The sequence below is a fragment of the Micromonospora sp. DT43 genome (assembly GCF_049841645.1).
Classification (GTDB): Bacteria; Actinomycetota; Actinomycetes; order Mycobacteriales; family Micromonosporaceae; genus Micromonospora.
On the sequence record NZ_JBNCKR010000005.1, the window covers coordinates 402,730 to 427,068 of the forward strand.

Here is a 24,339-nt window from a genome sequence, read left to right on the forward strand (position 1 = left end):
CGTAGGGACGCTTGCTTGCAATGGAGGTTGGCAATGGGATTCGACGACAAGATCAACAACGCCACCGAGGACGCGACCGGCAAGCTGAAGGAAGGCGCCGGTCGGGCCACCGACAACGAGCAGCTCGAGGCCGAGGGTCGCGCTGACCAGTCCACGGCCAAGCTCAAGCAGGCCGGCGAGAAGATCAAGGACGCCTTCAAGAGCTGACGTACGACATATCCGAACGCCGGGCCGGTGATCTCTCACCGGCCCGGCGTTCTGCGTGTCCGGCTCGCCCGGACCCTGAGATCCCCCTGATCCCGCTCTCCGACCGCACCGCAGCGCGGCATTACCTGCTAACTTCTGTTGGCATGTGCAAGGGCTGGTTATGAGTGCCGCCTCACCGCCGACCGGCGACGACCTGGTCCGGGTGCTGGCCACCCTGGCCAACCCGCACCGGCTGCGGGTCGTCGCCGCGCTGGCCCGTGAGCGTGCCTATGTCAGCGGGCTGGCCCGGCAACTGGGCATCAGCCGGGCGCTGTTGCAGGTCCACCTACGGAAGCTGGCGGCGGCCGGGCTGGTCACCGCCCGCCTGGAGTTGTCGGAGGACGGGAAGGCCATGAACTACTACGAGGTGGAGCCGTTCGTGCTCACACTCACCCCCGAGGTCATCGCGGCGGCGGTCCAGACGCTTACCGTGCCCGACTCGGCCGAGCAGTCCGGAGCGGACCGATGAGCGAGCACGACTGGACCGAGGTCGTCGGCGCGATCGGCATCTTCGGTTTCCTGATCAGCGTGGTCACGGTGACAGTCGTCCAGTTCGCCAAGACCCGGCGGGCCCGGTACGAGGCCGCCCGCGCGGACGACTACCGCAGGCTCGCCGAGACGGCCGCTCAGTCCCAGGCGGAGAACGCCCGCCTGCTCGCGGCAATGGACGGCCGGCTGGGCGGGATGGAGACCCGGATGACCACCCTCGAACGCGTCCTGCGTGACGTCGACTGACCTCGCCGCAGACGTAGGTCCCGGGCCGTCGAGCGGCCACTCGACGGCCCGGGTGGAAGCAGCATCACCTCGCCCGTTGGGCGAGTTTCACAGGTAACGCTCCTTCGAGGAGAGGACAGCACCTCATGCTGCGCGTACGCAAATCCGCAGTCGGCTGGGCGGTAGCCCTGGCCCTCACGGCCGCCGGCCTGACCCCGGCGAGCCCGGCCGCCGCCCAGCCCACCATCGACTGGCAGCCCTGCGCCAAGGACGCCACCGCCCAGTGCGGCACCCTGTCGCTGCCGGTGGACTGGAACCGACCCCGGGGCGATCGCTTCGACCTGGCGTTGGCCCGCCGGGTCGCCGACCCGGCCAGCCGGGAGGGCGCGCTGGTCTTCGGCCCCGGCGGGCCGGGCGACAGCGGGGTCGACCGGGTGGTGAACGGCAGCTCCCGGTTCAGCGCCGACCTGCGCCGCCGGTTCGACATCGTCAGCTTCGACCCGCGCGGCACCGGCGGCAGCAACCCGGTGCTCTGCGCACGGGACCTGCTCGCCCGGCAACCGCAGTTGATCGCCGACCAGGCCCAGTTCGACGCCACGCTGGCAGGCAACGCACTGTTGCGGGCCGACTGCCGCGCCCGCACCGGGCCCCTCTACGACCACGTCGACACCACAAGCGCTGCCCGCGACCTCGACGCGATCCGGGCCGCGCTCGGCGAACGGCAGTTGACCTTCCACGGCAGCTCGTACGGCACCCTGCTCGGTGAGCGGTACGCGGAACTGTTCCCGGAGAAGGTCCGGGCCATGGTGCTGGAGGCCGCCATGGACCACAGCCTCGGCACCCGGGCGCTCCTCGACACCCAGGCCGTCACCTCGGAGGACGCCTTCGACGAGTTCGTCGCCTGGTGCGACAGGTCCACCGCGTGCGCCCTGCACGGGAAGGATTTCCGGGCGATCTGGGAGAGGCTGCGTGCACGGGCCGAGCGCGGTGTGCTGACCGACCCGAAACGGGGTGGGGCGGTGCTGACCCCGTTCGAGCTGACCCGGCTCACTCACAAGGAGTTCTACGACACGTGGCGCTGGCCGGGGCTCGCCGAGTGGCTGGGCAGTATGGACGCCTCCGGCGTCGCGGGGGGTGCAGTCCCGTCGGCGGACGACGCGGTGGCCCCGTACCCCTTCGCGGTCTTCTGCCAGGACTGGAGCCTGCCGGTCCGCGACTACCGCGAGTACGCCGGACACCTGCGCCGGATGGCCCGGCTCGCACCGGACCTGCGGTACCCGACGGCGGTGTTCGCCCTCGCGACCTGCCTGGGCACGCCGACGCCTGTCGCCAACCCGCAGCACCGCCTGCGCGTGCGCACCGACGTGCCGCTGCTGATCGCCGCCACCGTGCACGACCCGGCGAGCGGGTACAACTGGGCCACGAACGTGGCCCGGCAGTTGGGCCGGCACGGCGTGCTGCTGACCTACGAGGGTTGGGGGCACGGCAGCTACACCACAAGCCCGTGCGTGGGGCGGGCCGTCGACGCCTACCTGATCGACCAGGTGGCGCCCGCCCGGGGCACCCGCTGCCCGGCCGTCGACCCCGACGTGTGACCGAGCCGCCGGTCGTCGGGTGGTCAGATCTGCCCGGCGGCCGGCGGCGGGTCTATTCGGGCACGGTCAGCCGGGCGGCCCGGGACTGGAGATAGCGCTGCTCGGGCAGGCTCGTGGTGCCGCGTGCCGCCGCAAGGTACGCGTCCCGCGCCGCGCCGGATTCGCCGGCCAGCTCCAGCAGGTGCCCCCGGACGGCGGCGAGCCGGTGGTGTCCGGCCGTACGCCCGTCGGCGTCCAGGGCGGTGAGCAGGGCGAGGCCGGCCCGTGGCCCGTCCACCATGGCCACCGCCACCGCCTCGTTGAGCGTGACCATCGGGTTCGGGGCGATCCGGGTCAGCAGCCGGTAGAGCGCCACGATCTGCCGCCAGTCCGTCTCCGCCGCCGTCGGCGCCTCGGCGTGCACCGCCGCGATGGCCGCCTGGAGCTGGTACGGGCCGGGCGGCGACCAGGTCAGCGCCTCGGTGACGAGGGCGACTCCCTCCGCGATGGCGGCGGCGTCCCACCGGCTGCGGTCCTGCTCGGTAAGCGGCACCAACTCGCCGTCCTCGCCGACCCGGGCCGCCCGGTGCGCGTCGGTGAGCAGCATCAGCGCCAGCAGCCCGGTCACCTCACCGTCGTCGGGCAGCAGCCCGTGCAGGACGCGGGCCAGCCGGATCGCCTCGCCGGTCAGCTCGGCCCGGCGCAGGTCCGGCCCACTGGACGCGGTGTACCCCTCATTGAAGATCAGGTAGAGCACCCGGAGCACGGTCCGCAACCGCTCGCCGCGCTCACCCGGCCCGGGCATCGAGAACCGGGCCCCGGCGGCCTCGATCCGCTGCTTGGCCCGCCGGATCCGTTGGCTCATCGTCGCCTCGGGCAGCAGGTGCGCCCGGGCGATCTGGGCGGTGCTGAGCCCGCCGACCGCCCGCAGGGTGAGCGCCACCTGCGCCGAGGGCGCGAGCGCCGGATGGCAGCAGAGGAAGAGCAGGGCGAGGGTGTCGTCGGCGTCCGCCACCGCCGGCGGGGCGTCGGCCGCCGGGGCGACCTGGGCGTACGCCGGCTCGCGCAGCGCCACCGCCACCTCGCGGTCCCGGCGGGCGCTCTCGCTGCGCCACTCGTCGGTGAGCCGCCGGGTGGCCACGGTGAGCAACCAGGCGCGCGGGTTGTCCGGTACGCCCTGGCCGGGCCACTGCGTCGCGGCCGCGAGCAACGCCTCCTGCACCGCGTCCTCGCACCTGTCGAACTGGCCGTGCCGGCGGACCAGCAGGCCGAGGACCTGCGGCGCGAGCGTGCGCAGCAGGTCCTCGACCGTCCGGTCGTCGGTCACATCTCCGTCCCGGCCTGTTCCATGATCGGTCGGACCTCCATCGCGCCGCCGTAGCGCACGTCCGGCCAGCGGGCGGCGATCTCGGCGGCCCGCTGCGGGCTGTCACAGTCGACGGTCAGGTAGCCGGCGAACTGCTCCTTGCTCTCCATGAACGGCCCGTCGACGATCTCGGCGTTGCCGTCGACGCGCCGGACCGTCTGCGTCTGCGCCGGGTCGGCCAGCGCCTGGCCGTCGACCAGCTCGCCGGTCTCGGTCAGCTCCTTCATGATGTCGTCGACCTCGCCGAACAGGGCATTGCGGTCCTCTTCGGTAAGCCCCTCGGTGAAGCCGGGCCGGTTCCAGATCAGCAGCATGTACTTCACGGCGACGCTCCTCGGTTACTGGCCGCCCCCGGTCGGGGTGCGACTCACCGGAGGGTCGGAGCCGACACCCCGTTCCCTACCGCGTACCGAAGAAAATCGCAGAAACACTCCCAGGCGGTGGTCCCACGCCGGGCGGATCACTGTCGGCCCGGCACCTGTCGAGGCCGGTGACCGCCGCCGGCGTCCAGCGCGGCCCGGTCGGCGGCCGAGGTGCCGGACGACCAGCCCTCGGCGTCGCGGACGCTCAGCCGGTGCCGGGTGACGCCCGGGAAGAGGGTGTCCAGCCGCTCCTGGACCGCCTCGCCGCGCGCGGCGAGCACCGGCAGCAGCCGCTCCGACCCGGCCGTCTCGGCGGCGGCCTGGTCCGCCGCCTCGGTGGCCGCGCGTAGTCGCTCACCGATCCGCAGCGCGAACGCGTTGAGGAAGGACTCGTCCCACACCTTCGTCCGCCGGCCCGACCCCGGGCGGCGCTCGGTACGCCCGCGCAGCATCGCGGCTGTGGCCTGCACCAGCAGCGAGGTGTAGAGCAGCTCCACCGCCACGAGGTCCGCCGGCCACCCCAGCACCGTGGTGAAACCGAGATCGTCGGACCAGACCGCCTCGCACCGGTTCGCCGCCGCCACCTCCTGCACCAGCAGCGCCTTCGCACCGGCGTACGGAGTCTCGGTGCCCAGCCGCACCCCGCCCGGCAGGTCACCGCGCTCCGCGCCGGCGGCCAACAGCGCCTCGTCGATGCTGTGCCGGGCGATCAGCTCCTGTGCCTTGCCTGTCAACGCCTCCGCCTCGGCCGGGAAGGTGGTCGACTCGGCCTTCGCGAGCAGCGCGCGGACCCGGTCCAGCATCGGCGACCCGCTGCGGCCCGTACCGGCGGTGCGGGGGGTCGTCGCCCCGGTCGAGCCGGGCGGCGGGCGGAGCACCGCGATCGGTGGCAGGCTCTCCACAAGCACGAGTACGTCGACAGCCGCGCGGAGCGCGTCGACCCGGTCCAGCCCTTCCGCGGCGGCCCAGGCGGCCAGCAGGTCGCGGCCGTCGTCCCGACCCTCGGCGGTCAGCCCGCGTAGCTGGTCGTCCCACCAGTCGGGGACCGGCCCGGCCTGCTCGCGTCGCTGGGCGGCCAGCGCGTCCCGGACCAGCCGGGCCGCCCTGGCGTCGAGCCGCCGCCCGGTGATCCGGTGTACGTCGACAGGCTGCCATCCGCGCGGCCAGAGCTGCCCGAGAGCACGGACCAGCCGACGGCGCAGGGCCGCGTCCACAGCCGTGGTGCCGTCCGCCGCGTCGGTGCCGACCATCAGCCGGTCCAGCTGCCGTTCGGCCTGTCGTACGTCGGTGCCGCGCACCGCCGCGAGCGCGTCGGCGACGAGTTCGTCCGCGTCCGGCACAGGCACCTCCTCAGTGGTTGCCCTCTCAGGCTCCATGATCATGCCGGTGGTCGTGCGGAAGTCGCGAAACGGGGACCCTGGCGGTGCCTCACCGGCAGTGGCTTCGGCGGGCATGGATCGTTGAGTCCGGGGTAGTGCGGCAGTGATTCGGGACGGATGCGGGGTGTGTGGTGGTCGGTTTCAGCCTGCCGAGTGCACGTACCGTCGACGCCCGTTCCTCTATTCTCGCGGGCGTCCTGATCGGCGTCGGGATCATGGCCGCCGTGGACGAGATCGTCTTCCACCAGTTGCTGGCCTGGCATCACTTCTACGACAGGTCCACCCCGTCGGTGGCGCTGCTCTCGGACGGGCTGCTACACGCTGCCGAGGTGATCGCCCTTGTCGGCGGGTTCTTCTGGTTCGCCGACCTGCGCCGACGGCTGGGCCTGTCGCCCCGGCTGGCCTGGGGTGGCCTCCTGCTCGGCGCGGGAGGGTTCCAGCTCTTCGACGGGCTGGTCGACCACAAGGTGCTCCGGGTGCACCAGATCCGCTACGGCGTACACCTGGTGCCGTACGACGTGGTGTGGAACGTGGCCGGCGCGGTCCTGCTGCTGGCCGGCGCGGCGCTCGTCTGGTGGACGCGATCCCGCCGGCCGGGTGACGGCTCCCGGTGACGGCAGTCGCTGCGGGCTGGTCGGTGCTGCCGCCCCTGGCACACGGGGGCCACACGGCGGACGGGCCGGGTTGGTTGCCGCTGCTCCCGGTCGCGGTGCTGGCCGTCGGCTACCTGCTGGCCGCCGTACGCGACAGGCGGGGCTGGGACCATCGGCGTACCGTCGCCTGGCTGGCCGGGTGCGCGGTGCTGGCGGTCGCGCTCGGGCCCGTGACCCACGTCGCGGGCGATCCGCGCTGGCACATGGCGCAGCACCTGCTGCTCGGCATGCTGGCGCCGCTGGGGCTGGTCCTCGGCGCGCCGGTGACGCTGCTGCTGCACGTCGCGCCCGCACCGACGCGTCGGCGGGTGGGCCGGCTGCTGCGCGCTCGCAGCCTGCACCTGATCGCCCACCCGGTCACCGCCGCGCTGCTGAGCACGGGAGGGTTGGCGCTGGTGCTGCTCACCCCGCTGTACGCGACGGCGGAACACCAGCCGGCCCTGCACCACGCCGTGCACCTGCACTACCTGGCCGCGGGCTACCTGTTCGCCTGGTCGCTGGCCGGGCCGGACCCGGCGCCCCGCCGCCCCGGGCTGGCCGTGCGGGTCGGCGCGCTGCTCGGCGCGTCGGCCGGCCACGCCGCGCTCGCCAAGTACCTCTACGCGCGGGCCGGCACCCTGCCCCCGGGGCTGACCGACCCGGACGCGGCGGCGTTCCGCTCGGCCGCCCAACTCATGTACTACGGCGGCGACGGGGCGGAGCTGCTGCTGGCGGTGGCCCTCTTCGCGACCTGGTACCACCGCCGGCGGTCACCTCGCGCGATCAGCGGGCTCGCGTCACGACAGCGCCCTGTCGTGACGCGAACCTCGTGATCAGCTCTGCGCGGGCGGGGCGGCCAGGGCGGCGGTGAGCCGCCGGAAGAACGCGCGGATGTCGTCCTCGCTGTGGTGCGTCTCGGCCTGGTCGTTCAGGGGGCCCGAGTAGAGCAGCGCCTGGTCCAACGCCTCCCGCGTCTCGGCCGGGCCACCCGGGTAGAGCCCGGCGGTCACCCCGTCGGCGACGCGGGTCACCACCGCATCGTCGAGCGCCCTGTCGAACTGGACCCCGTAGAGGATCCCGTTGACGTGGCCCTTCCAACTGTCCGTACCCATGCTTGTCGACTCCCCTAGAAGATCCGGCCGCCATCCCAGCCCAGAATCGGAACCCCGTTGACGCCGTTGCGTTTGAACTCGGCGTCGAGATTGGCCATGTGGCTCGGGTCGGGCTGGTAATGACCGCTGCGCGCCGTGGCGTACTCGACCCTACCGTCCTTGACGACCAGCTCGCCGGCCGCGGCGACCGGGTTTCCGTTACCCAGAGTGGAGTGGTGGAAGTCGCCGACCCGCTGGTAGTTGGACGCGTAGAGGTTGCCGTTGCGGTCCATCACGAAGATCGCCTGACCGTTGCCGCTGAACACGGTCTGCGCGCTCGACGTGTCGAACGGCTCGCCGTTGCGGGCGCTGCGCAGCACGCCGTCGCCGTCGAAGAAGACCCGGTGCTGTTCCAACTCCTCGGGACTGAGCCGGCGCACCGCCGTCGGGAAGTGGCCCCCGGGCAGGTGCTCGTTGCGGTACTTGTCGAGCATCTTCTTCGTGTTGGGATAGCGCGGCGTGGTGTGCGGGCCGGGCACGCGGGGCCGCTTCGGGCCGCCCTTCGCCCCCTTGCGGGCGAAACGGCGCAGCAGCGTCTTCGCGCGCTTCAGCAACTGCGGGATGATCTCCTTGACGACCTTTTCGATGACCTCCTTGATGACCCGCTGGATCGCCATCCGGGCCAGGCCGATCGAGACGGGGATCTGGGCCAGCGAGGCGCCGAAGCTGGGTGCCGCCGCCGCCAACGCGATCGCCACCTGGATCACCAGGATCGTCAACTGGACGATCACGATGATCTTCTGCGTCAGGGTGATGATGGCCATCACCAGCAACGCCATGCCGATCAGTTCGGCGGCCTGCGCGCCGTCCTCGATGCGGCGCGGCGCACCCTCCTCGCCCTGCCACACCTGCTCGAACGCCCGGACGTCGTCGCCGCTGTTGGTCGTGCTGACCTGGGCCGCTCCCGACTGCGCCTCCCCGGCCGCCGTCCGCAGCCGGCCGGCGAACGCGAACCACATCTGGGACGCCTCGAACAGCAACTCCTCGTCGGCGGTCGGCCAGGTGAAGCCGACCCAGCCCAGCGCCTCGGCGAGCTCAGGAGGAAGCTGCATACCCACTGGGCAGCTCCATCCTCGTGAAGAGTTCCGCGTTGGCGAGGTCGGTCGCCTCGTGCGCGTCGGCGCTGAGGTCGAGGTTCTCGGCGGCCTCCAACAACTGGTCGGCCATCGACCGGTACACGTCGAGCGCGTGCGTCAGGACCTCGACGTACACGGCCCCGAAGAGTGACCCCGCCTCGTCGGCGCCCCAGGGATTACCGGCTCCGTTCACAGTCGACTCCAGGCCGCTGACCGCCTCGCCGAGCTGCTGGCCGGTTGTCGCGATCGACGACGCGGCAGAGTGCAGAGCGTCGACGTCCACCTCGATCCCGTCGGACATGGCTCAGCGACGATTCATCCGGCGGGTGGCCGCGTCCAGGTCACCGATCATCTGTTGGAAGCCACGGAACGCCTCTTCGGAGACCCGTTCCAGCTGCTGGGTGAGGGCCGTGCTGTCGACCTGGGCCGCGGCCGTCAGATCGGCCCGGCGGGCACGCTCGTCGGCCTGTGCCGCCTGGACCGCCTCCAGGACGTACTCGGCGATCGTGCTCGTGCCCGCTCGGGACAGACTCGGGTCGATCACCAGCGTCCGCAGGGCGCCGAAGGCGGCGACCTCCGCCTCGACCAGGCCGGCCCCACCGGTGCCCCGCCCCACCGTCTGCTCCGCGTCCGGCACGGGCCCGTCGGCCTCACCAGGCTGTGCCGTGACGGCACCCGATGCCTGACTCAGCAGGCGCATCGCCTCTTCGAGCGAGCCGCTCAGGCCGGACGGATCAATCCCGCTCGCCATGGTCGTCCCCCCCAGGTACGCAGTCGTCGTCGGTGCACGACGGTACCAACGCGACACCCGCTCGGGTGTCCCGTGGGTCCGCTGTGGATCAATCCCAGGAGGCGAGGATCTCGTCGACAGGCGCGACGTCGCGCCCCGGATCGGGCGCGGGGGCGGGCGGGCCCGCGGGCGTACGGTCGAAGCGGGGCGCCGGGGCCGGCTGGATCTCGCCGTCGACCTCGACGAACGTCCCCCGGGCCGCGTTGTGCGGGTGCCGGTGCGCCTCGCTCGGGGCGAGCACGGGGGCGACACAGGCGTCCAGGTCGGCGAAGACCGCCGTCCACTCGTCCCGGGTCCGCTCGGCGAACCGTTCGGTGAACCGCCTGCGCAGATCGTCCCAGCCGCTCGGGTCGTACTGGTCGGGCAGGTCCGCGTCGTCGGCCAGGCCGAGACCCGCCAGCAGTACGGCGTAGAAGGCCGGTTCCAGCGCCCCGACCGCCATGAAGCCGCCGTCGGCGGTGGCGTACGTGTCGTAGAAGGGCGCTCCTCCGTCGAGCAGGTTCCGTCCGCGCGAGGCGGCCCACAGGCCGGTGCCGAGCAGCCCGTGCAGGAACGAGGTGAGCAGCGCCGATCCGTCCACCATTGCCGCGTCGACGACCTGGCCGACGCCGGAGCGTTCCCGTTCCAGCAGCGCCGCCAGCACCCCGACGGCGAGCACCATCCCGCCACCGGCGAAGTCACCGATCAGGTTCAGCGGCGCGTGTGGGCGGGCGCCGGGTCGGCCCAGGGGCTCCAGCGCCCCGGCGACCGCGATGTAGTCGATGTCGTGGCCGGCCCGACCGGCCAGCGGGCCGTCCTGGCCCCAGCCGGTCATCCGCGCGTACACCAGGCGGGGGTTGTGGTCCCGGCAGACGTCCGGGCCGAAGCCGAGTCGCTCGGCGACTCCCGGCCGGTACGCCTCGACGAGCACGTCCGCCCGCTCGACCAGGCGCAGCAGGTCGGCGACACCGGCCGGGGACTTGAGGTCCAGCGCGGTGACCCGGCGACTGCGCTGCAACGGTCCACCGGTGGGCGCGGCCAGCCGCCCGGCGCCCGGTCCACCCGGCCGGTCGACGCGCACCACGTCCGCCCCGAGGTCGGCGAGCACCATGCAGCCGAACGGGGCCGGCGCGAGACTTGCCAACTCGACGACCCGCAACCCGGCCAGCGGCCCGCCGCGCGCGGCCGTCACGCGACGCCTGCCGGTTCGGCTGGACGGGCAGCCGGCTCGGTGCCGGTCGGCGTCTCGGCGGCGTTACGGGCGGCGAGCCGGTCGGCCAGGTCGGCGGGTGGTGTGAACCGGTCGCCGTACGCCTCGGCCAGCTCGCTGGCGCGGGCCGCGAAGCCGGCCGGGCCGCCCGCGTACTGCCGGACGTAACGGATCACGCCTCCCGTCCAGGCGGGGAAGCCGATGCCGAAGATCGAACCGATGTTGGCGTCGGTCTCGGTGCGTAGCACCCCCTCGTCGAGGCAGCGCAACGCGTCGAGTGCCTCGGCGAAGAGCATCCGCTCCTGGAGGTCGGTGAACGGCACCGCCCGCCCGGTGTCGCTGACCAGGTCGGCGAGGCCGGTCCACAGCCGACTCCGGGTGCCGTCGTCGTAGGAGTAGAAGCCGCGTCCGGCCGCACGCCCCGGCCTGTCGTACGCGTCGACAAGTTCGTCGACGAGCCGGTGCGCGGGCAGCGGGAGGTACTCCTCGCTGGCCGCCTCGAACTGGCGGCGGATCCGCTGGATCAGGTTGAGGCTCACCTCGTCGGCCAGCGCCAGGGGCCCGGTCGGGTAGCCGGCCTGCAACGCGGCCTGCTCCACCGACGCGGCCGGTACGCCCTCGGCGACCATGCCTACCGCCTCGTCGATGAACCTGCCGATCACCCGGCTGGTGAAGAAGCCCCGACCGTCGTTGACCACGATCGGGGTCTTGCCGATCCGCCGGCCCAGGTCGAAGGCGCGCGCCACTGCCGCGTCACCGGTCCGCTCGCCGACCACGATCTCCAGCAGCGGCATCCGGTCCACCGGGGAGAAGAAGTGCATGCCGATGAAGTCCGCCGGTCGGTCCACTCCCTCGGCCAGGGCGGTGATCGGCAGGGTGGAGGTGTTGGAGGCGAGCAGCGCGTCGGGCGCCAGGACCTGCAGCACCTCGGCGAAGACCGCCTTCTTCAGCGCCGGGTCCTCGAAGACCGCCTCGATGACCGTGTCGCAGCCGGCGAGGGCTTCCACCTGGTCGGTGGTGGTGATCCGGTCCAGGATCGCGCGGGCGTCGGCCTCCGTGGTACGGCCCTTACGGACCCTGCGGGCGAGCAGCCGCTCGGCGTGTTCCCGGGCCCGCCCGGCGGCCTCCGGCGACACGTCCCTCACCACCACGTCGAGGCCGGCGCTGGCGCAGGCGTACGCGATGCCCGCGCCCATCATGCCGGCGCCGAGCACCGCCACCCGGCGCACCGGCGGAACGTCGACTGACGGTCGGGCGGCGCCGCCGTTGACTGCCTTCAGGTCGAAGAAGAAGGCCCCGATCATGTTCTTGGCGACCTGGCCGGTGAGCAGGCCGATCAGGTGCCGGGTCTCCACGGTCAACGCGGTGTCCAGGTCGACCTGTGCGCCCTCGACGGCGGCGGCCAGGATCGCCTCCGGCGCGGGCAACCGGGCACCCTTGAGCTGCTTGCGCAGGGTGGCCGGGAAGGCGGGCAGCTGCGCGGCAAGTGAACGGCTGGCCGGGGTGCCACCGGGCATCCGGTAGTCCGGCCGGTCCCACGGCTGGGCCGGCTGGGGGTTCGCCGCGATCCAGGCCCGTGCGCGATCCAGCAGCTCGGTGGGCGTGGCGACCACCTCGTCCACGATGCCGGCGGCCAGGGCGTCGGCCGGGCGCATCCGCCGACCGGTGAGCAGCACAGTGGTCAGCGCACCCGCCAGGCCGAGCATCCGTACCGTCCGGGTGACACCGCCGGCCCCGGGCAGCAGGCCCAGGGTCACCTCGGGCAGCCCGAGCCGCGAGTCGGGCGCGTCCAGCGCGATCCGGTGGTGGCAGGCGAGGGTGATCTCCAGGCCACCGCCGAGCGCGGAGCCGTTGACCGCCGCGACCACTGGTCTGCTCAGCGTTTCCAGGCGGCGCAGGTCCCGCTTGATGGTGCCCAGCAGCTCCGCCAGGGCGGCCGCGTCGGCGCGGGTGGCCCGGATCATCTCGGGCAGGTCACCGCCGGCGAAGAACGTGGACTTCGCGCTTGTCACGATGACGCCGACGAGATCGCGCTCGCCCTCCAGCCGCTCCAGCACGGCGCTCATCGACGCCGCGTACGCCCGGTTCATGGTGTTCGCGGACTGGTCGGGGTCGTCCAGGGTGAGCGTGACGATGCCGTCGTCGCCGCGGTCGTACCGGATGGTGGTGGTCATGTGTCTTTTCCCCCGGGTCAGCAGCGCTCGAGAACGGTGGCGACGCCCATGCCGCCGCCGATGCAGAGGGTCACCACGGCCCGGCGCAGGTCGCGGCGCTCCAACTCGTCCAACGCCGTGCCGAGCAACATGGCTCCGGTGGCACCCAGCGGATGGCCGAGCGCGATCGCGCCGCCGTTGACGTTCACCCGGTCCGGGTCGAGGACCAGGTCGCGGACGTACTTGAGCACCACCGCCGCGAACGCCTCGTTGATCTCGAAAAGGTCGATGTCGTCGACTGTCAGTCCGGCGACGGCGAGCGCCTTGTGGGTGGCCGGGATCGGGCCGGTCAGCATGAGCGTCGGGTCGGCGCCGGTGACGGCAGCGCCGACGATCCGGGCGCGCGGGGTGAGACCGAGATCCTGACCCACCTGCTCCGACCCGATGAGCACAAGCGCCGCGCCGTCCACGATGCCCGACGAGTTGCCGGCGTGGTGGACGTGCTCGATGGCCTCCAGCCAGTGGAACTTCTGCAACGCGACCGCGTCGAAGCCCGCGGCCTCGCCCATCGTGGCGAAGGACGGGGCGAGCCGAGCGAGGGCCTCCCGGGTGGTCTCCGGGCGCGGGTGCTCGTCGACGGTGAGGATGTCCAGCCCGTTGCCGTCGCGCACCGGCACCACCGAGCGGGCGAAGTGCCCACCGGCCCACGCCTTGGCGGCGCGCTCCTGCGACCGCAGCGCGTAGCCGTCCACGTCGTCGCGGGTGAAGCCCTCCAGGGTGGCGATCAGGTCGGCGCTGACGCCCTGCGGCACGAACGACGTGGCAAGCGCGGTCTGCGGGTCGGTGGCCCAGGCCGCGCCGTCGGAACCCATCGGTACCCGGGACATCGACTCCACCCCACCGGCGAGCAGCAGGTGCTCCCAGCCGGAGCGGATGCGCGCGGCAGCGGAGTTGACCGCCTCCAACCCGGAGGCGCAGAACCTGTTGAGCTGCACCCCGCCCACCTGGTCGGGCAGCCCGGCCAGCAGCGCGGCGGCCCGCGCCAGATCACCGCCCTGCTCGCCGACGGGGGTGACGATGCCGAGCAGCAGATCCTCCAACCGACCGACGTCCAGGCCGGGGTTGCGCTCGCGCAGCGCGCCGATCAGGCCGACCACAAGCGAGATCGGCTTGACCCCGTGCAGCGCGCCGGTGTCCCGGCCGCGTCCGCGCGGGGTGCGGACCGCGTCATAGACGTACGCCTCAGAGGGCACGGGCGATCAGCTCCTTCATGATCTCGTTGGTGCCGCCGTAGATCTTCTGCACGCGGGCGTCGGCGTACATCCGGGCGATCGGGTACTCCGTCGTGTAGCCGTAGCCGCCGAACAGTTGCAGGCACCTGTCGATGACCTCGCACTGCCCGTCGGTGAGCCACGACTTCGCCATCGCCGCAGTGGCCACGTCCAGGTCGCCACGCATGTGCCGGACGATGCAGTCGTCCAGGAAGACCCGGCTGACCCGGGTGCGGGTGGCGCACTCGGCGAGCACCATCCGGGTGTTCTGGTGCCCCATCAGGGTCTTGCCGAAGGCGGAGCGCTCCTTGGCGTACGCGACGGTAAGCGCGACGGCGCGCTCCATCGCGGCCACCGCGCCGACGCCGATGACGAGGCGTTCCTGCGGGAGCTGCTGCATGAGCTGGATGAAACCCAGCCCCTCGGCCCCGCCCAGCAGGTTGGCCGAGGGCACCCGGAACTCGTCGAAGAACAGCTCGGCGGTGTCGTTGGCGTGCAGCCCGATCTTCGACAGCAGCCGGCCTCGGCGGAAGCCCTCCGGATCGCCGCCCACCTCGCACACCAGCAGCGAGACGCCTGCCGCCCGCTGCTCCGGATCGGTCTTGACGGCCACGAGCACCAGATCGGCCAGGCCGCCGTTGGTGATGAACGTCTTCGCGCCGGTGACCAGGTAATCGTCGCCGTCGCGGACCGCCCGCGTACGCATCGCCTGGAGGTCCGAGCCGCCGTCCGGCTCGGTCATCGCGATCGCGCCGACCAGCTCGCCGCTGCACAGGCCGGGCAGCCACCGTCGCTTCTGCTCCTCGCTGCCGTACGCGACGAGATAGCCGGTGACGATGCCACTGTGGACGGCCAGCCCGAGGCTGCTCTCCCCGGTGTAGGCCTGCTCGTGCAGCAGGACGGCCTCGTGGGTGAAGCCGCCGCCCCCGCCGCCGTACTCCTCGGGGACCGACAGGCCGAGTAGCCCCAGCTCACCGGCACGCCGGTAGTGCTCGCGGTCCGGGTGACCCTGCGCCAGCAGGCGGTCGGCGTGCGGCAGCACCTCCTTGGTGAAGAAGGTGCGGGCCAGATCGGCGAGGTCGTCGTGCTCCGGTTCGCGCCAGGGCGAGGGGGGACCGTCGGGGGTCGGCATGTGCACCACCCTCGCGCCCTGTTGGCGACCTGTCAATAAGCGTGCCTCGGGCGGCCGAGACCATTGATCGACTCCGGTTCCTTGACGTCGGGCCATCCGCAGCAGTGGGACCCCCCGGCTTCAAGGAAACCGAGTCGATCAAGCGGGAGCGGGGTGGATCAAATCCGGCGACTAGCTGCGGGTCGGCTCACGTCGTCCGGAGGCGGCCAACCGCTCAGCGAGTGCGACGACACGGTCGCGGAGTTCGTCCGGGCACTCGATGACGAACGGCAGGTCGAGTGTGGCGAGCACAGCGGGTAACCAGTCGAGGCTCTCTGCTCGGATCTCCACGTCCTGCCAGCCTTCGTCCGTACCCTCGCGCACCTCGGCGATGCTGGCCGGTAGCTGCCTGCGGATCTGCTCACGTGTTCCCTGTATCCGCAGCGACACCGCATGCTGGTACGGCGCCTGTGCCATCGAGGTGAGGAGGCGCCCTGCGGGATCGTTCCCGGCGGGCGGCTCGAACGAGCCGGGCAGCGTTCTCGCGTCCGCGATGCGGTCGAGCCGAAGGGTCCGATCCTCACCGATATCCGGATCGACCCCGGTGACATACCACCGGCCGGCATGGTTGACCAGCCCGAACGGATGCAGCGCGCGGGCGCTACGCCTGCCGTCGCGCGAGGTGTACTGGAGTGAGATCGGCCGGTGCTGGCGGACCGCCTCGGCAACGGTGAGTAGGACATCTGTCTGCGGCGCCGGAAAGTCGCCGGGCTCGGTGGTGAAGGCGAGAGACTGGAGTACGGCGTCCAGCCGGTCCGCGATCCGCGACGGCAGGACGCGCCGGATTTTCGCGGCGGCAGTCTCGCCCGCCGCACCGGTAGCCGTCGCCAAACCGGCACGGCGGCCGGCAATCAGGCCGAGGAGGACGGCCAAGGCTTCGTCGTCGCTGAACATCAGCGGCGGCAGGCGATAGCCGGCGGCGAGCCGGTACCCGCCGTAGCGACCGCGCACCGACTCCACCGGCACGTCGAGGTCGACCAGGTGACTCACGTAGCGCCGCACCGTGCGCGGTTCGACACCGAGCCGCTCGGCAAGCTCGGCCATCGTCCGGACGCCGCCAGACTGTAGGAGCCCCAGCAGTGCGAGCACCTGTGCTGTCGGCCGTGCCACGGTCTGAACCTACCTCGAATACTGGACCAGATCTGTCCAGTATTCGGGTTAGCGTGCCGATGGCAGACCGGTACCGACCGTACTGAGCAGGGAGAAGGCATGGATCTCGTATCGATCCGCATCATCACCGGCGACATCAACCGCCTGGTCGGCTTCTACGAGAAGATCACGGGCGTGCAGGCGACCTGGGGCAACGAGGACTTCGCCGAGTTGCGCACCGACCACGGCACGCTGGCGATCGGCAGTACCCGCACCGTCCCACTGTTCGCGCCAGGGTCGGCCCGCCCGGCCGACAACCACACCGTGATCATCGAATTCCTCGTGGCAGACGTGGACGCGCTCTACGAGAAACTGAAGAACGTGGTGGAGGACTTCGTGAACGAGCCCACGACCATGCCCTGGGGTAACCGAGCACTGCTCTTCCGCGACCCCGACGGCAACCTGGTCAACTTCTTCACCCCGGTGACCCCCGACGCGATCGAGAAGTTCGGCCGCTGACCAGGTTGGCCCAGCCAGCGCGCGTGAACTACTCGGCCTCGTCGCCGTCGGTGGGGCGAGGTGGGCGGTGCTCGGCGATCCACGCCTCCACATCGGCCCGCAGCCAGACCGTGGTCCCGTGCAGCCGCTGGAACGGTGCCGGGAAGGTCGGATAGCGGATGAGCTGACGCATCCGGGTCCGGCTCACGCCGCCGAGCAACTCCTGCAACTCGTGCGGACCGACAAGTGGACCCGGGACCTCACCCATCAGTCGACGGTAGGGCGATCAAACAAGAGAGCACTACTCGGAGTCGTCCTCGCTCGGGCGTGGCGGGCGGTGTTCGGCGATCCACGCCTCCACGTCGGCCCGCAGCCAGACCTTCATGCCGCGCAGCTCCTGGTAGGGCCTCGGGAAGCTCGGCCGCATCGCGATCTGCTGAAACCGGCTCCGAGACACGTTGAGCCGCTGGCCGATTTCATACGGCCCCATCAGCTCGCCCGGACCCTCGTCTCCCACACCTCGACGGTAGGCACGTTTGCCAATCCCCATTCGGAGGTACCCGATCGGGGGTCTCCATCTTGACACTGCGTCGCTTTTGACCGAGGGTGATCGGAGGGTTGCTGTCGGCTCGGGACCGGCACTGCGGAGGGAAGGTGGGCGTTGATGGATCAGGCGACGGAGTTGGCGTGGCTGCGGGAGCGGGTCGGGGGATTGGAGACGGCGTTGCACTGCGCGCGCAGGGAGTTGTTCGATCTCCGTTGCCGGCTCACGTTGATCGGCCGGGTGGTCCGGGACGTGGACCGGGTGCAGCGAGCGCCCGGAGTGGCGGTCGGTGCGATCAACGCGGCGCTCTACGCCGAGACGTCCAACCTGCGGCACCTCGGTCGGCACGTGGTTCGGCGCCGCCGCGGCCAGTGATCGTGGCCGTCCGTTGATCAAGTGATGAAAAATAGGTCTCGCGGCTGCCCTTTGACCTACTTTTCATCACTTGATCAAAGGGAGGGGGCGGCTGCCGCTAGGGTCGGGCAGATGAGTGTCGAGACGGCTCCGCGTCGCCGCCGGTTGGAGCCGGACGCCAGGCGCGGGCAGATCCTCGCCTGCGCGGTCCGGCTGTTCGGCGAGCGGCCGTACGCGGAGGTGTCGACCACCGACGTCGCCCGGGAGGCGGGTGTCGCCCGGGGCCTCGTCAACCACTACTTCGGCACGAAGAAGGACCTCTACCTGGAGGTCGTCCGGGTCATGGTGACCATTCCGGAGGTCGCCCTGGAGCGGCTGCCCAAGGGTGAGCTGCGGACCCGGGTGGAGGCCAGCGTCTCGTGGTTCCTCGACGTGGTGTCCCGGCACAGCACCTCCTGGTTGGCAGCCGTCACCGCCCGGGGGATGGGTGGCGACGCCGACGTGGAGCGGGTGCTCGCCGAGGCCGAGGAGGTCGCCGCGGACCGCATGCTCGTCGCCGTCGGGCTGGCCGGCGAGGCGGAGCACCGCGAGGAGTTGCGCGGGATGGTTCGGGCGTACGGCGGGCTGGCCACGTCCACGGCGCGCGAGTGGCTCCAGCGCGGCGCATTGACCCGTGCCCAGGTGCACCTGCTGCTCACCGCCACGCTGCTGACCATTGTGGAACAGGTCATCCCGCAGGTCATCGCGGGCGAGGAAGCGGAGCGGCAGGCGCATCCCGGCTAGTTCACCGGCCGGATCGTCACCGACCGGCCGGGGTGGCCGCCGAGTACCGCCGCCGTGCCGCAGGGCTGGATCCCACCGATTGCGGCCGCACCAGCTGACCAGGCGATCCCCGCCGGGCTGGCAAGTCGCTGCGTCGGTGACGCAGACCACCCGGAAACGGCGATGCTGAAATAGCCGTATGAGTTACGGTTATTTCAACGGTCGGATGCGGCGACACGCGATCCGCGGCTCGACACGTCATCGAGGAGGAGACATGACCACACCTGCCCTGTCCTACGAGGTCTTCGTCTCGGACGGCCCGGTCCGGGCGGGCGACCAGCGCATGCCGGACGGGTCGCGGATCCACTGGAACCCGATCTCCTCCACCCTGATCTACGGGGCCGAGGAGGCGCTGCTCGTCGACCCGCCGTTCACCCACGAGCAGATCGCGGCGGTGGGCGACTGGATCGCGCGGTCGGGCAGGCGCCTGACGTCCATCTACGCCACGCACGGACACGGCGACCACTGGTTCGGAGCCCCTGAGCTGGTCAAGCGCTTCCCCGACGCGGTCACCTACGCGACGCCCGGCACGATTGAGGTCATGCGCCAGCAGGCCACCGTCGGGCGCAGCGAACTGTTCGACAAGGTCTTCCCCGGGCTCATCCCGGAAACGCCGGTCGACGCAGTGCCCGTGCCAACCGACGGCATCCTGCTGGAGGGCAATCTCGTCCAGCCCGTTGAGACCGGCCACACCGACACCGACCAGACCACCGTTCTGCACGTGCCGTCCATCGGCCTCGTGGTGGCCGGCGACGTGGTCTACAACGGCGTCCACCAGTACCTCCTGGAGACCGTCAACGGTGGCCTGCGGGAATGGCTCACGGCCCTCGACCGTGTCGAAGCGCTCGCGCCCCGCGCGGTCGTCGCCGGCCACAAGAACCGGCACCGTCCCGACGACCCGTCGAGCATCGACCAGACCCGGCAGTACCTGCTGAACGTGGAGCGGCTGCTGGTCGAGAAGCAGACCGCCCGCGAGTTCTTCGACGAGATGATGACGCTCTATCCGGACTGGGTGAACCCCGGACCGCTGTGGTACGGGGCGCTCGGACTGCTCGGAAGGTGACCTGACCATGTCTGTGACGCCCGATCCCGTGCTGTGGCTCGCCACCGCGCGATACGACATCGCCTCCGCTCCGGGCAGCCTCGGGCTCGTCCAGGACCTGCTCAACACGATCTCGGCCGGAGCGCCACGCCAGCCGGATCTCCTCGACGACCTGGCCAGCGCCACGGATTGGGCACACGATGCCACCGCCCGGTGGTCGACGGTCACCGGGCGGCCGGCGCCCGACGTCGCCCTCGACCCGGCGGGTCTGCGGACACTACGGATCGTCCGCGACGAGCTGCGGGACGGCATCCACGCCCGCGTCCACGGCAGGCCGGAATCCGGGCAGCCCGGCGCGTCGGAGCGGACGCCGAGCGGCTCACGTACCGCTGGCGCCACGCTCCGGCTCGACCAGGACGGGGCCGTCCACCTCGATCCGGCCGGGGCCGGGGTCGACCTGCTGATCTCACTCGTCCTGGCCGAGCTGTACGAGGCACACCTCACCGACCTCGGACGACGGATCAAGACCTGCCGCAACCCCCGCTGCCAGGTGGCGTTCTACGACCGCTCGCGCAACAACAGCGGGGTCTGGCACTCCGTACGCGTGTGCGGACTCCCGACCAACCTGCGCGCCCACCGAGCGCGCCAGCGGCAGGCGGACTGAGCAGACCGCGCAGTCCGCCGCCGCTCAGGCGGCCCGACGGCCGCCGGTCTGACCGGTCCGTGCGGCTTGGCCGGTCCGTGCGGCCTGACCGGTCCGTGCGGCCTGACCGGTCCGTGCGGCCTGACCGGTCCGTGCCGCTTGGCCGGTCCGTGCCGCCGGTGCGGCGTGACGGTCGGCGGCCTGCGCGGAGAACGGCTCGGCGCGCACCACCCGCAGTGGCCGTTCGGTGTCGTCCGCGCCGAACCTCCAGCGCGACGGCGTCGGCTGCCGTTGCGGCGCGGGACCGCCGGGGCGCAGCCCGGGGCGGGACAGCAGCGCGGTGATCAGGTAGCCGACCACCAGGAACCCGTGGCTGACCAGGCGCTCCCCGCCCACCGAGCCGGTGGCGAGGTCGTTTACCGAGAGCAGCAGCAGCGTGCCGACGAACGCGCTGAGCATCGGCAGGAGACCCGCCGGCGGGCTGCGGCGTACTGCCACGAAGAGGAATCCGGCCCCGACCGCCACGTTCCAGGCGGCCGACTCGTGCCACAGGTGCTGGCCGGCGGCGTGCACGTGGTCGCCTGTCGCTCCCCGGCCCACCTGGGCCAGGCCGAGCACGAGCTGGACCGCGCCGAGCAGCCCGAGCGCCGCGCGCAGCCCGACGACCAGGCCGGAGCGGCCGGGCAGGCGAAGCCACGCCGCGCGGCCGGGCAGGCGAAGCCGCCAACGCGACCGGCGGGCCGGCGTCGTCTCATCGGCGCTGGCGCTGGCACCGGTGACCGCGCTGGCCCCGACGGCGGCCAGGATCGCGTCGGTCCGGTCGGGCACATCGGTGACCAATCGGGTACGAATCCGCCGCGTCACCGCGACCGCCGTCGCGAACCAGGCCCGGCACTTGGCGCACTCGTCCAGGTGCCCCTGCGCCGCCGCCCCTTCGGCGGCGGTCTCTTCCCCGTCCAACTGCGCGGACAGGACCTCCCGCCACTGCTCACACCCCATGTGTGGGTAGTCGGTCCGCAGGCCGCTCCGGTTCCCGGCGACCCGGGCGCGTTGTGGAATACTCGCCGGATCATGACGCGCTACGGCCTGCTGATCCTGCCCGCCACCAACCGGGTGTACGCCCGTTCCGCCATCGACCTCACCCGGGCCGAGCTGGAGATCTTCGGCTCATCGGCGCTCGACGGCCGGATCGGTGAGTTGGACACCGAGGTCGTCGGTGGGGCGAACTACGTCACGTTCGCCGGTGACGGGCTGACCGAGCGGGACCTGGCCGTCCTGGGCAACCTCTCCGCCGGGTACGCGCTGTTCGAGATCGTCGGCGACCTGCTGCGCCCGGTCGAGTGGAGCCGGCTGGACCGCTACGACGACGATCTGCTCACCATCCAGAAGTACCCCGGCAAGACGAACGAGCAGTTCACCAAGCTGCTGCTCAACGTCACCCTGCTCGCGTCGGACTGGGCCGGCGAGCTGACCAGCCGCCGGTTCCGGGTGCTCGACCCGCTCTGCGGTCGCGGCACCACCCTCAACCAGGCGCTGATGTACGGGTTCGACGCCGCCGGGATCGAACGCGACCAGAAGGACGTCGAGGCGTACCGGGCGTTCGTCACGACCTGGCTGAAGCAGAAGCGGGTCAAGCACCGGGTGCTGGAGTCGGGGCCGGTGCGGCGGGAACGCAAGGTGGTCGGCCGGCGGGTACGCATCGAGTTGGCGCCGACGCGCGAGGAGCACAAGGCGGGCCAGACCCAACTGCTGGACGTCGTCAACGCCGACACCACCCGCTCGGCGGAGTTCTTCCGGCCGGAGACGGTCGACCTGGTGGTCGCCGACGCACCGTACGGCGTACAGCACGGCAGTCGTACCGCCGATCAGGGACTGACGCGTGATCCGCTGGCGCTGCTCGCGGACGCCGCGCCGGTCTGGGCGCGGCTGCTGCGCCCCGGTGGGGCGCTCGGCATCTCGTGGAACACCCACGTCGCGAGCCGTGAGGACGCGGCGGCGGCGTTGGCCGACGCCGGCCTGACCGTTGTCGACGAGGAGCCCTACCGCGCGCTGCGGCACCGGGTGGACCAGTCGATCATGCGCGACGTGCTGGTGGCCCGCCGCCCGGCCTGACCCGGCCCGCCACATCCCGCGCCAGCCGACGCGCCCGGCCGCCCGGCTGGCGATCCTCGCGACTTCCCGGAACTCGGGGTGTCCGGGGCCGCTTAATGCCTCGGTTTTCTGAAACCCGAGTCGATCAGCCCTGCGGGCGCCGGAGTTCTGTGCCGCATTTCACCTGATCAGTGGGCATGTGTGAAAACCGCGTCAAGAAAAGGTTCGCCTCCGTCATGGTCGCGTTATGACCCCTGCCCTCCGGCGGGTGATGGGGCTTTGATTGCCCGGCGCGGCCGGAAGGCGGTCGCGACGAACCTTTCCGGTAAGAGGAGTCAGCGTGTCTGACGTGGTGTTCGTGGTCCTCACGGTGGCGCTGTTCGCAGTGCTGGCCCTGGTGGTCCGAGCGGTGGAGAAGCTGTGAACGCGGTAAACGCCGTCGGTCTGGTGCTCGCGGTCGTCCTGGGCGCGTTCCTGGTGTTCGCCCTGTTGTTTCCGGAGCGCTTCTGATGACCATGACAACAGCGGGCGTCATCTTCGTGCTGACGCTGGTGGCGGCCCTCGTCGCCGTCTACAAGCCGTTCGGTGACTACATGTTCCGGGCGGTCGCCGGCACGAAGCAGTCGCGTGTCGAGCGGGGGGTCTACCGACTGGTCGGGGTCAACCCGGCCGCCGAGCAGGCCTGGGGCGTGTACGCCCGCAGCGTGCTGGCGTTCTCCGCGGTCTCGATCCTGTTCCTGTACCTGTTCCAGCGGGTGCAGAACCACCTGTGGCTGTCGCTGGGCTTCGACCCGGTGGTGCCGCACGGCGCGTGGAACACGGCAGTGTCGTTCGTGACCAACACCAACTGGCAGTCGTACTCGGGTGAGTCGACGATGGGCCACCTGGTGCAGATGGCCGGGCTGGCCGTGCAGAACTTCGCCTCGGCGGCGGTCGGCATCGCGGTGGCGGTCGCGCTGGTCCGCGGCTTCGCCCGTAGCCGCACGGGGCAGCTCGGCAACTTCTGGGTCGACCTGACCCGGATCGTGCTGCGGATCCTGCTGCCGATCGCGGTGCTCGGCGCCATCGTGTTGATGATCGGCGGGGTGGTGCAGAACCTGTCCGGCGGCACCGACGTCACGACCCTGACCGGCGGCGCCCAGACCGTCACCGGTGGTCCGGTCGCCAGCCAGGAAGTGATCAAGGAGCTGGGCACCAACGGTGGCGGCTTCTACAACGTCAACAGCGCGCACCCGTTCGAGAACCCCACGACCTGGACGAACTGGCTGGAGATCTTCCTGATCCTGCTGATCCCGTTCAGCCTGCCCCGGGTCTTCGGCCGGATGGTCGGGCAGAACCGGCAGGGCTACGCCATCGCGGCGGTGATGGGCATCCTCGCGTTCGCCAGCGTCGCCATCACGAACATCTTCGAGCTGGCCGGCCACGGCACGGTGCCCCAGGCGGTCGGCGCGGCGATGGAGGGCAAGGAGGTGCGGTTCGACGTGTCGAACTCGGCGACCTTCGCCGCCGCCACCACGCTGACCTCCACCGGTGCCGTCAACTCGTTCCACGACTCGTTCACCTCGCTCGGCGGCATGATGGCCATGATCAACATGATGCTCGGCGAGGTCGCGCCCGGCGGCACCGGTTCCGGCCTCTACGGCCTGCTGATCCTCGCCGTGATCACGGTGTTCATCGCCGGGCTCATGGTCGGCCGCACCCCTGAGTACCTGGGCAAGAAGATCGGCTCGCGGGAGATCAAGTTCGCCTCGCTGTACTTCCTCATCACGCCGATCCTGGTGCTCGTCGGTACGGCTGCCGCGTTCGGCACCGGCAACAACTCGACAGCGCTCAACGTCGGCCCGCACGGCCTCTCCGAGGTCCTGTACGCGTTCACCTCGGCAAGCAACAACAACGGCTCGGCCTTCGCCGGCATCACCGTCAACACCACCTGGTGGGACACGGCGCTCGGGCTGTGCATGCTGCTGGGCCGGTTCCTGCCGCTCATCTTCGTGCTCGCGCTCGCCGGCTCGCTGGCCCGCCAGGCACCCACCCCCGCGTCCGAGGGCACCCTGCCGACCCACCGACCGCTGTTCATCGGGATGGTCGTCGGCGTCACCGTGGTCCTCGTCGCGCTGACCTTCCTGCCCGCGCTCGCGCTCGGTCCGCTGGCAGAGGGGCTCTGACCATCATGAGGAACGAG

Annotated in this window: 29 protein-coding genes; 14 read left to right on the plus strand and 15 right to left on the minus strand. The window is 71.5% G+C overall.

The window, feature by feature from the left end:
* The first annotated feature begins 33 nt into the window (after positions 1–33).
* The 4 genes from ACLQ26_RS15900 to ACLQ26_RS15915 all read left to right on the plus strand — a co-directional run bounded on the left by ACLQ26_RS15900 (position 34) and on the right by ACLQ26_RS15915 (position 2,555).
* The gene (locus ACLQ26_RS15900; protein WP_036410891.1) at positions 34–207 is read left to right on the plus strand and encodes a CsbD family protein; all 174 of its coding nucleotides are present in this window, start codon (positions 34–36) and stop codon (positions 205–207) included.
* Positions 208–367: 160 nt separating this feature from the next.
* Positions 368–715, plus strand: coding sequence for an ArsR/SmtB family transcription factor (locus ACLQ26_RS15905; RefSeq protein ID WP_425745123.1), 348 nt, complete (start codon positions 368–370; stop codon positions 713–715).
* Entirely contained in the window at positions 712–981 is a 270-nt protein-coding gene (locus tag ACLQ26_RS15910; protein WP_425745124.1) for a hypothetical protein, read from the plus strand. Before ACLQ26_RS15905 ends, ACLQ26_RS15910 begins: the two co-directional genes overlap by 4 nt.
* 125 nt (positions 982–1,106) lie before the next feature.
* The gene (locus ACLQ26_RS15915) at positions 1,107–2,555 is read left to right on the plus strand and encodes an alpha/beta hydrolase (RefSeq protein WP_425745125.1); all 1,449 of its coding nucleotides are present in this window, start codon (positions 1,107–1,109) and stop codon (positions 2,553–2,555) included.
* Positions 2,556–2,607: 52 nt separating this feature from the next.
* On the opposite strand, the gene ACLQ26_RS15920 is transcribed toward ACLQ26_RS15915, so the two are convergent.
* The 3 genes from ACLQ26_RS15920 to ACLQ26_RS15930 form a co-directional block, all read right to left on the minus strand.
* On the minus strand, positions 2,608–3,861 hold the full coding sequence (locus tag ACLQ26_RS15920) for an RNA polymerase sigma factor (protein WP_425745126.1): 1,254 nt from the start codon (positions 3,859–3,861) through the stop codon (positions 2,608–2,610).
* Positions 3,858–4,214, minus strand: coding sequence for a YciI family protein (locus tag ACLQ26_RS15925; RefSeq protein ID WP_425745191.1), 357 nt, complete (start codon positions 4,212–4,214; stop codon positions 3,858–3,860). The genes ACLQ26_RS15920 and ACLQ26_RS15925 overlap by 4 nt, the downstream gene beginning before the upstream one ends.
* 146 nt (positions 4,215–4,360) lie before the next feature.
* On the minus strand, positions 4,361–5,602 hold the full coding sequence (locus ACLQ26_RS15930) for a DUF2786 domain-containing protein (protein ID WP_425745127.1): 1,242 nt from the start codon (positions 5,600–5,602) through the stop codon (positions 4,361–4,363).
* A gap of 170 nt (positions 5,603–5,772) precedes the next feature.
* Here ACLQ26_RS15930 and ACLQ26_RS15935 point away from each other — a divergent pair, with 170 nt between their 5' ends.
* Positions 5,773–6,255: a DUF2243 domain-containing protein gene (locus tag ACLQ26_RS15935; RefSeq protein ID WP_425745128.1), complete on the plus strand. Its 483-nt coding sequence runs from the start codon at positions 5,773–5,775 to the stop codon at positions 6,253–6,255.
* Entirely contained in the window at positions 6,252–7,106 is an 855-nt protein-coding gene (locus ACLQ26_RS15940; RefSeq protein ID WP_425745129.1) for a cytochrome c oxidase assembly protein, read from the plus strand. Before ACLQ26_RS15935 ends, ACLQ26_RS15940 begins: the two co-directional genes overlap by 4 nt.
* Here ACLQ26_RS15940 and ACLQ26_RS15945 read toward each other — a convergent pair whose 3' ends face one another.
* From ACLQ26_RS15945 to ACLQ26_RS15985, 9 genes are all read right to left on the minus strand, one after another.
* The gene (locus ACLQ26_RS15945; RefSeq protein ID WP_425745130.1) at positions 7,107–7,385 is read right to left on the minus strand and encodes a hypothetical protein; all 279 of its coding nucleotides are present in this window, start codon (positions 7,383–7,385) and stop codon (positions 7,107–7,109) included.
* Between the two features lie 14 nt (positions 7,386–7,399).
* On the minus strand, positions 7,400–8,476 hold the full coding sequence (locus ACLQ26_RS15950) for a hypothetical protein (protein WP_425745131.1): 1,077 nt from the start codon (positions 8,474–8,476) through the stop codon (positions 7,400–7,402).
* Entirely contained in the window at positions 8,460–8,801 is a 342-nt protein-coding gene (locus ACLQ26_RS15955; protein WP_393289981.1) for a WXG100 family type VII secretion target, read from the minus strand. The genes ACLQ26_RS15950 and ACLQ26_RS15955 overlap by 17 nt, the downstream gene beginning before the upstream one ends.
* Positions 8,802–8,804: 3 nt before the next feature.
* The gene (locus ACLQ26_RS15960) at positions 8,805–9,251 is read right to left on the minus strand and encodes a YbaB/EbfC family nucleoid-associated protein (protein WP_425745132.1); all 447 of its coding nucleotides are present in this window, start codon (positions 9,249–9,251) and stop codon (positions 8,805–8,807) included.
* A gap of 88 nt (positions 9,252–9,339) precedes the next feature.
* The gene (locus tag ACLQ26_RS15965) at positions 9,340–10,461 is read right to left on the minus strand and encodes a CaiB/BaiF CoA transferase family protein (protein WP_425745133.1); all 1,122 of its coding nucleotides are present in this window, start codon (positions 10,459–10,461) and stop codon (positions 9,340–9,342) included.
* Positions 10,458–12,653 carry a 3-hydroxyacyl-CoA dehydrogenase NAD-binding domain-containing protein gene (locus ACLQ26_RS15970; protein WP_425745134.1) on the minus strand — a complete coding sequence of 732 codons (2,196 nt, stop codon included), beginning with the start codon at positions 12,651–12,653 and terminating at the stop codon, positions 10,458–10,460. Before ACLQ26_RS15970 ends, ACLQ26_RS15965 begins: the two co-directional genes overlap by 4 nt.
* A 17-nt stretch (positions 12,654–12,670) precedes the next feature.
* Entirely contained in the window at positions 12,671–13,885 is a 1,215-nt protein-coding gene (locus tag ACLQ26_RS15975; protein ID WP_425745135.1) for an acetyl-CoA C-acetyltransferase, read from the minus strand.
* Positions 13,875–15,035: an acyl-CoA dehydrogenase family protein gene (locus ACLQ26_RS15980; RefSeq protein WP_425745136.1), complete on the minus strand. Its 1,161-nt coding sequence runs from the start codon at positions 15,033–15,035 to the stop codon at positions 13,875–13,877. The genes ACLQ26_RS15975 and ACLQ26_RS15980 overlap by 11 nt, the downstream gene beginning before the upstream one ends.
* Before the next feature lie 171 nt (positions 15,036–15,206).
* Positions 15,207–16,184: a helix-turn-helix transcriptional regulator gene (locus ACLQ26_RS15985; RefSeq protein WP_425745137.1), complete on the minus strand. Its 978-nt coding sequence runs from the start codon at positions 16,182–16,184 to the stop codon at positions 15,207–15,209.
* A 99-nt stretch (positions 16,185–16,283) separates the two neighbouring features.
* On the opposite strand from ACLQ26_RS15985, the gene ACLQ26_RS15990 reads away from it, so the two are divergent.
* Positions 16,284–16,682 carry a VOC family protein gene (locus ACLQ26_RS15990; protein WP_425745138.1) on the plus strand — a complete coding sequence of 133 codons (399 nt, stop codon included), beginning with the start codon at positions 16,284–16,286 and terminating at the stop codon, positions 16,680–16,682.
* 28 nt (positions 16,683–16,710) lie between these two features.
* Here ACLQ26_RS15990 and ACLQ26_RS15995 read toward each other — a convergent pair whose 3' ends face one another.
* Together ACLQ26_RS15995 and ACLQ26_RS16000 are read right to left on the minus strand one after the other, a co-directional pair.
* Positions 16,711–16,929 carry a helix-turn-helix transcriptional regulator gene (locus ACLQ26_RS15995; protein ID WP_266248397.1) on the minus strand — a complete coding sequence of 73 codons (219 nt, stop codon included), beginning with the start codon at positions 16,927–16,929 and terminating at the stop codon, positions 16,711–16,713.
* A 33-nt stretch (positions 16,930–16,962) separates the two neighbouring features.
* Complete coding sequence (locus ACLQ26_RS16000) at positions 16,963–17,088, minus strand: hypothetical protein (protein WP_425745139.1); 126 nt, start codon at positions 17,086–17,088, stop codon at positions 16,963–16,965.
* 237 nt (positions 17,089–17,325) lie between these two features.
* Here ACLQ26_RS16000 and ACLQ26_RS16005 point away from each other — a divergent pair, with 237 nt between their 5' ends.
* The 4 genes from ACLQ26_RS16005 to ACLQ26_RS16020 all read left to right on the plus strand — a co-directional run bounded on the left by ACLQ26_RS16005 (position 17,326) and on the right by ACLQ26_RS16020 (position 20,087).
* Positions 17,326–17,580 carry a hypothetical protein gene (locus ACLQ26_RS16005; protein WP_425745140.1) on the plus strand — a complete coding sequence of 85 codons (255 nt, stop codon included), beginning with the start codon at positions 17,326–17,328 and terminating at the stop codon, positions 17,578–17,580.
* A gap of 111 nt (positions 17,581–17,691) precedes the next feature.
* On the plus strand, positions 17,692–18,342 hold the full coding sequence (locus ACLQ26_RS16010) for a TetR/AcrR family transcriptional regulator (RefSeq protein WP_425745141.1): 651 nt from the start codon (positions 17,692–17,694) through the stop codon (positions 18,340–18,342).
* 253 nt (positions 18,343–18,595) lie between these two features.
* Positions 18,596–19,444, plus strand: a complete 849-nt coding sequence (locus tag ACLQ26_RS16015; RefSeq protein ID WP_425745142.1) for an MBL fold metallo-hydrolase — start codon at positions 18,596–18,598, stop codon at positions 19,442–19,444.
* A gap of 7 nt (positions 19,445–19,451) precedes the next feature.
* Positions 19,452–20,087 carry a CGNR zinc finger domain-containing protein gene (locus tag ACLQ26_RS16020; RefSeq protein ID WP_425745143.1) on the plus strand — a complete coding sequence of 212 codons (636 nt, stop codon included), beginning with the start codon at positions 19,452–19,454 and terminating at the stop codon, positions 20,085–20,087.
* 24 nt (positions 20,088–20,111) lie between these two features.
* Here the strand turns inward: ACLQ26_RS16020 and ACLQ26_RS16025 are convergent, their stop codons facing one another.
* Complete coding sequence (locus ACLQ26_RS16025; protein ID WP_425745144.1) at positions 20,112–21,065, minus strand: zf-HC2 domain-containing protein; 954 nt, start codon at positions 21,063–21,065, stop codon at positions 20,112–20,114.
* 72 nt (positions 21,066–21,137) lie between these two features.
* On the opposite strand from ACLQ26_RS16025, the gene ACLQ26_RS16030 reads away from it, so the two are divergent.
* From ACLQ26_RS16030 to kdpA, 3 genes are all read left to right on the plus strand, one after another.
* Positions 21,138–22,178 carry a TRM11 family SAM-dependent methyltransferase gene (locus ACLQ26_RS16030; RefSeq protein WP_425745145.1) on the plus strand — a complete coding sequence of 347 codons (1,041 nt, stop codon included), beginning with the start codon at positions 21,138–21,140 and terminating at the stop codon, positions 22,176–22,178.
* 399 nt (positions 22,179–22,577) lie between these two features.
* Positions 22,578–22,667, plus strand: a complete 90-nt coding sequence (gene kdpF, locus ACLQ26_RS16035; RefSeq protein ID WP_036410889.1) for a K(+)-transporting ATPase subunit F — start codon at positions 22,578–22,580, stop codon at positions 22,665–22,667.
* Entirely contained in the window at positions 22,667–24,322 is a 1,656-nt protein-coding gene (gene kdpA, locus ACLQ26_RS16040; protein WP_425745146.1) for a potassium-transporting ATPase subunit KdpA, read from the plus strand. Before kdpF ends, kdpA begins: the two co-directional genes overlap by 1 nt.
* The last annotated feature ends 17 nt before the right edge of the window (positions 24,323–24,339 follow it).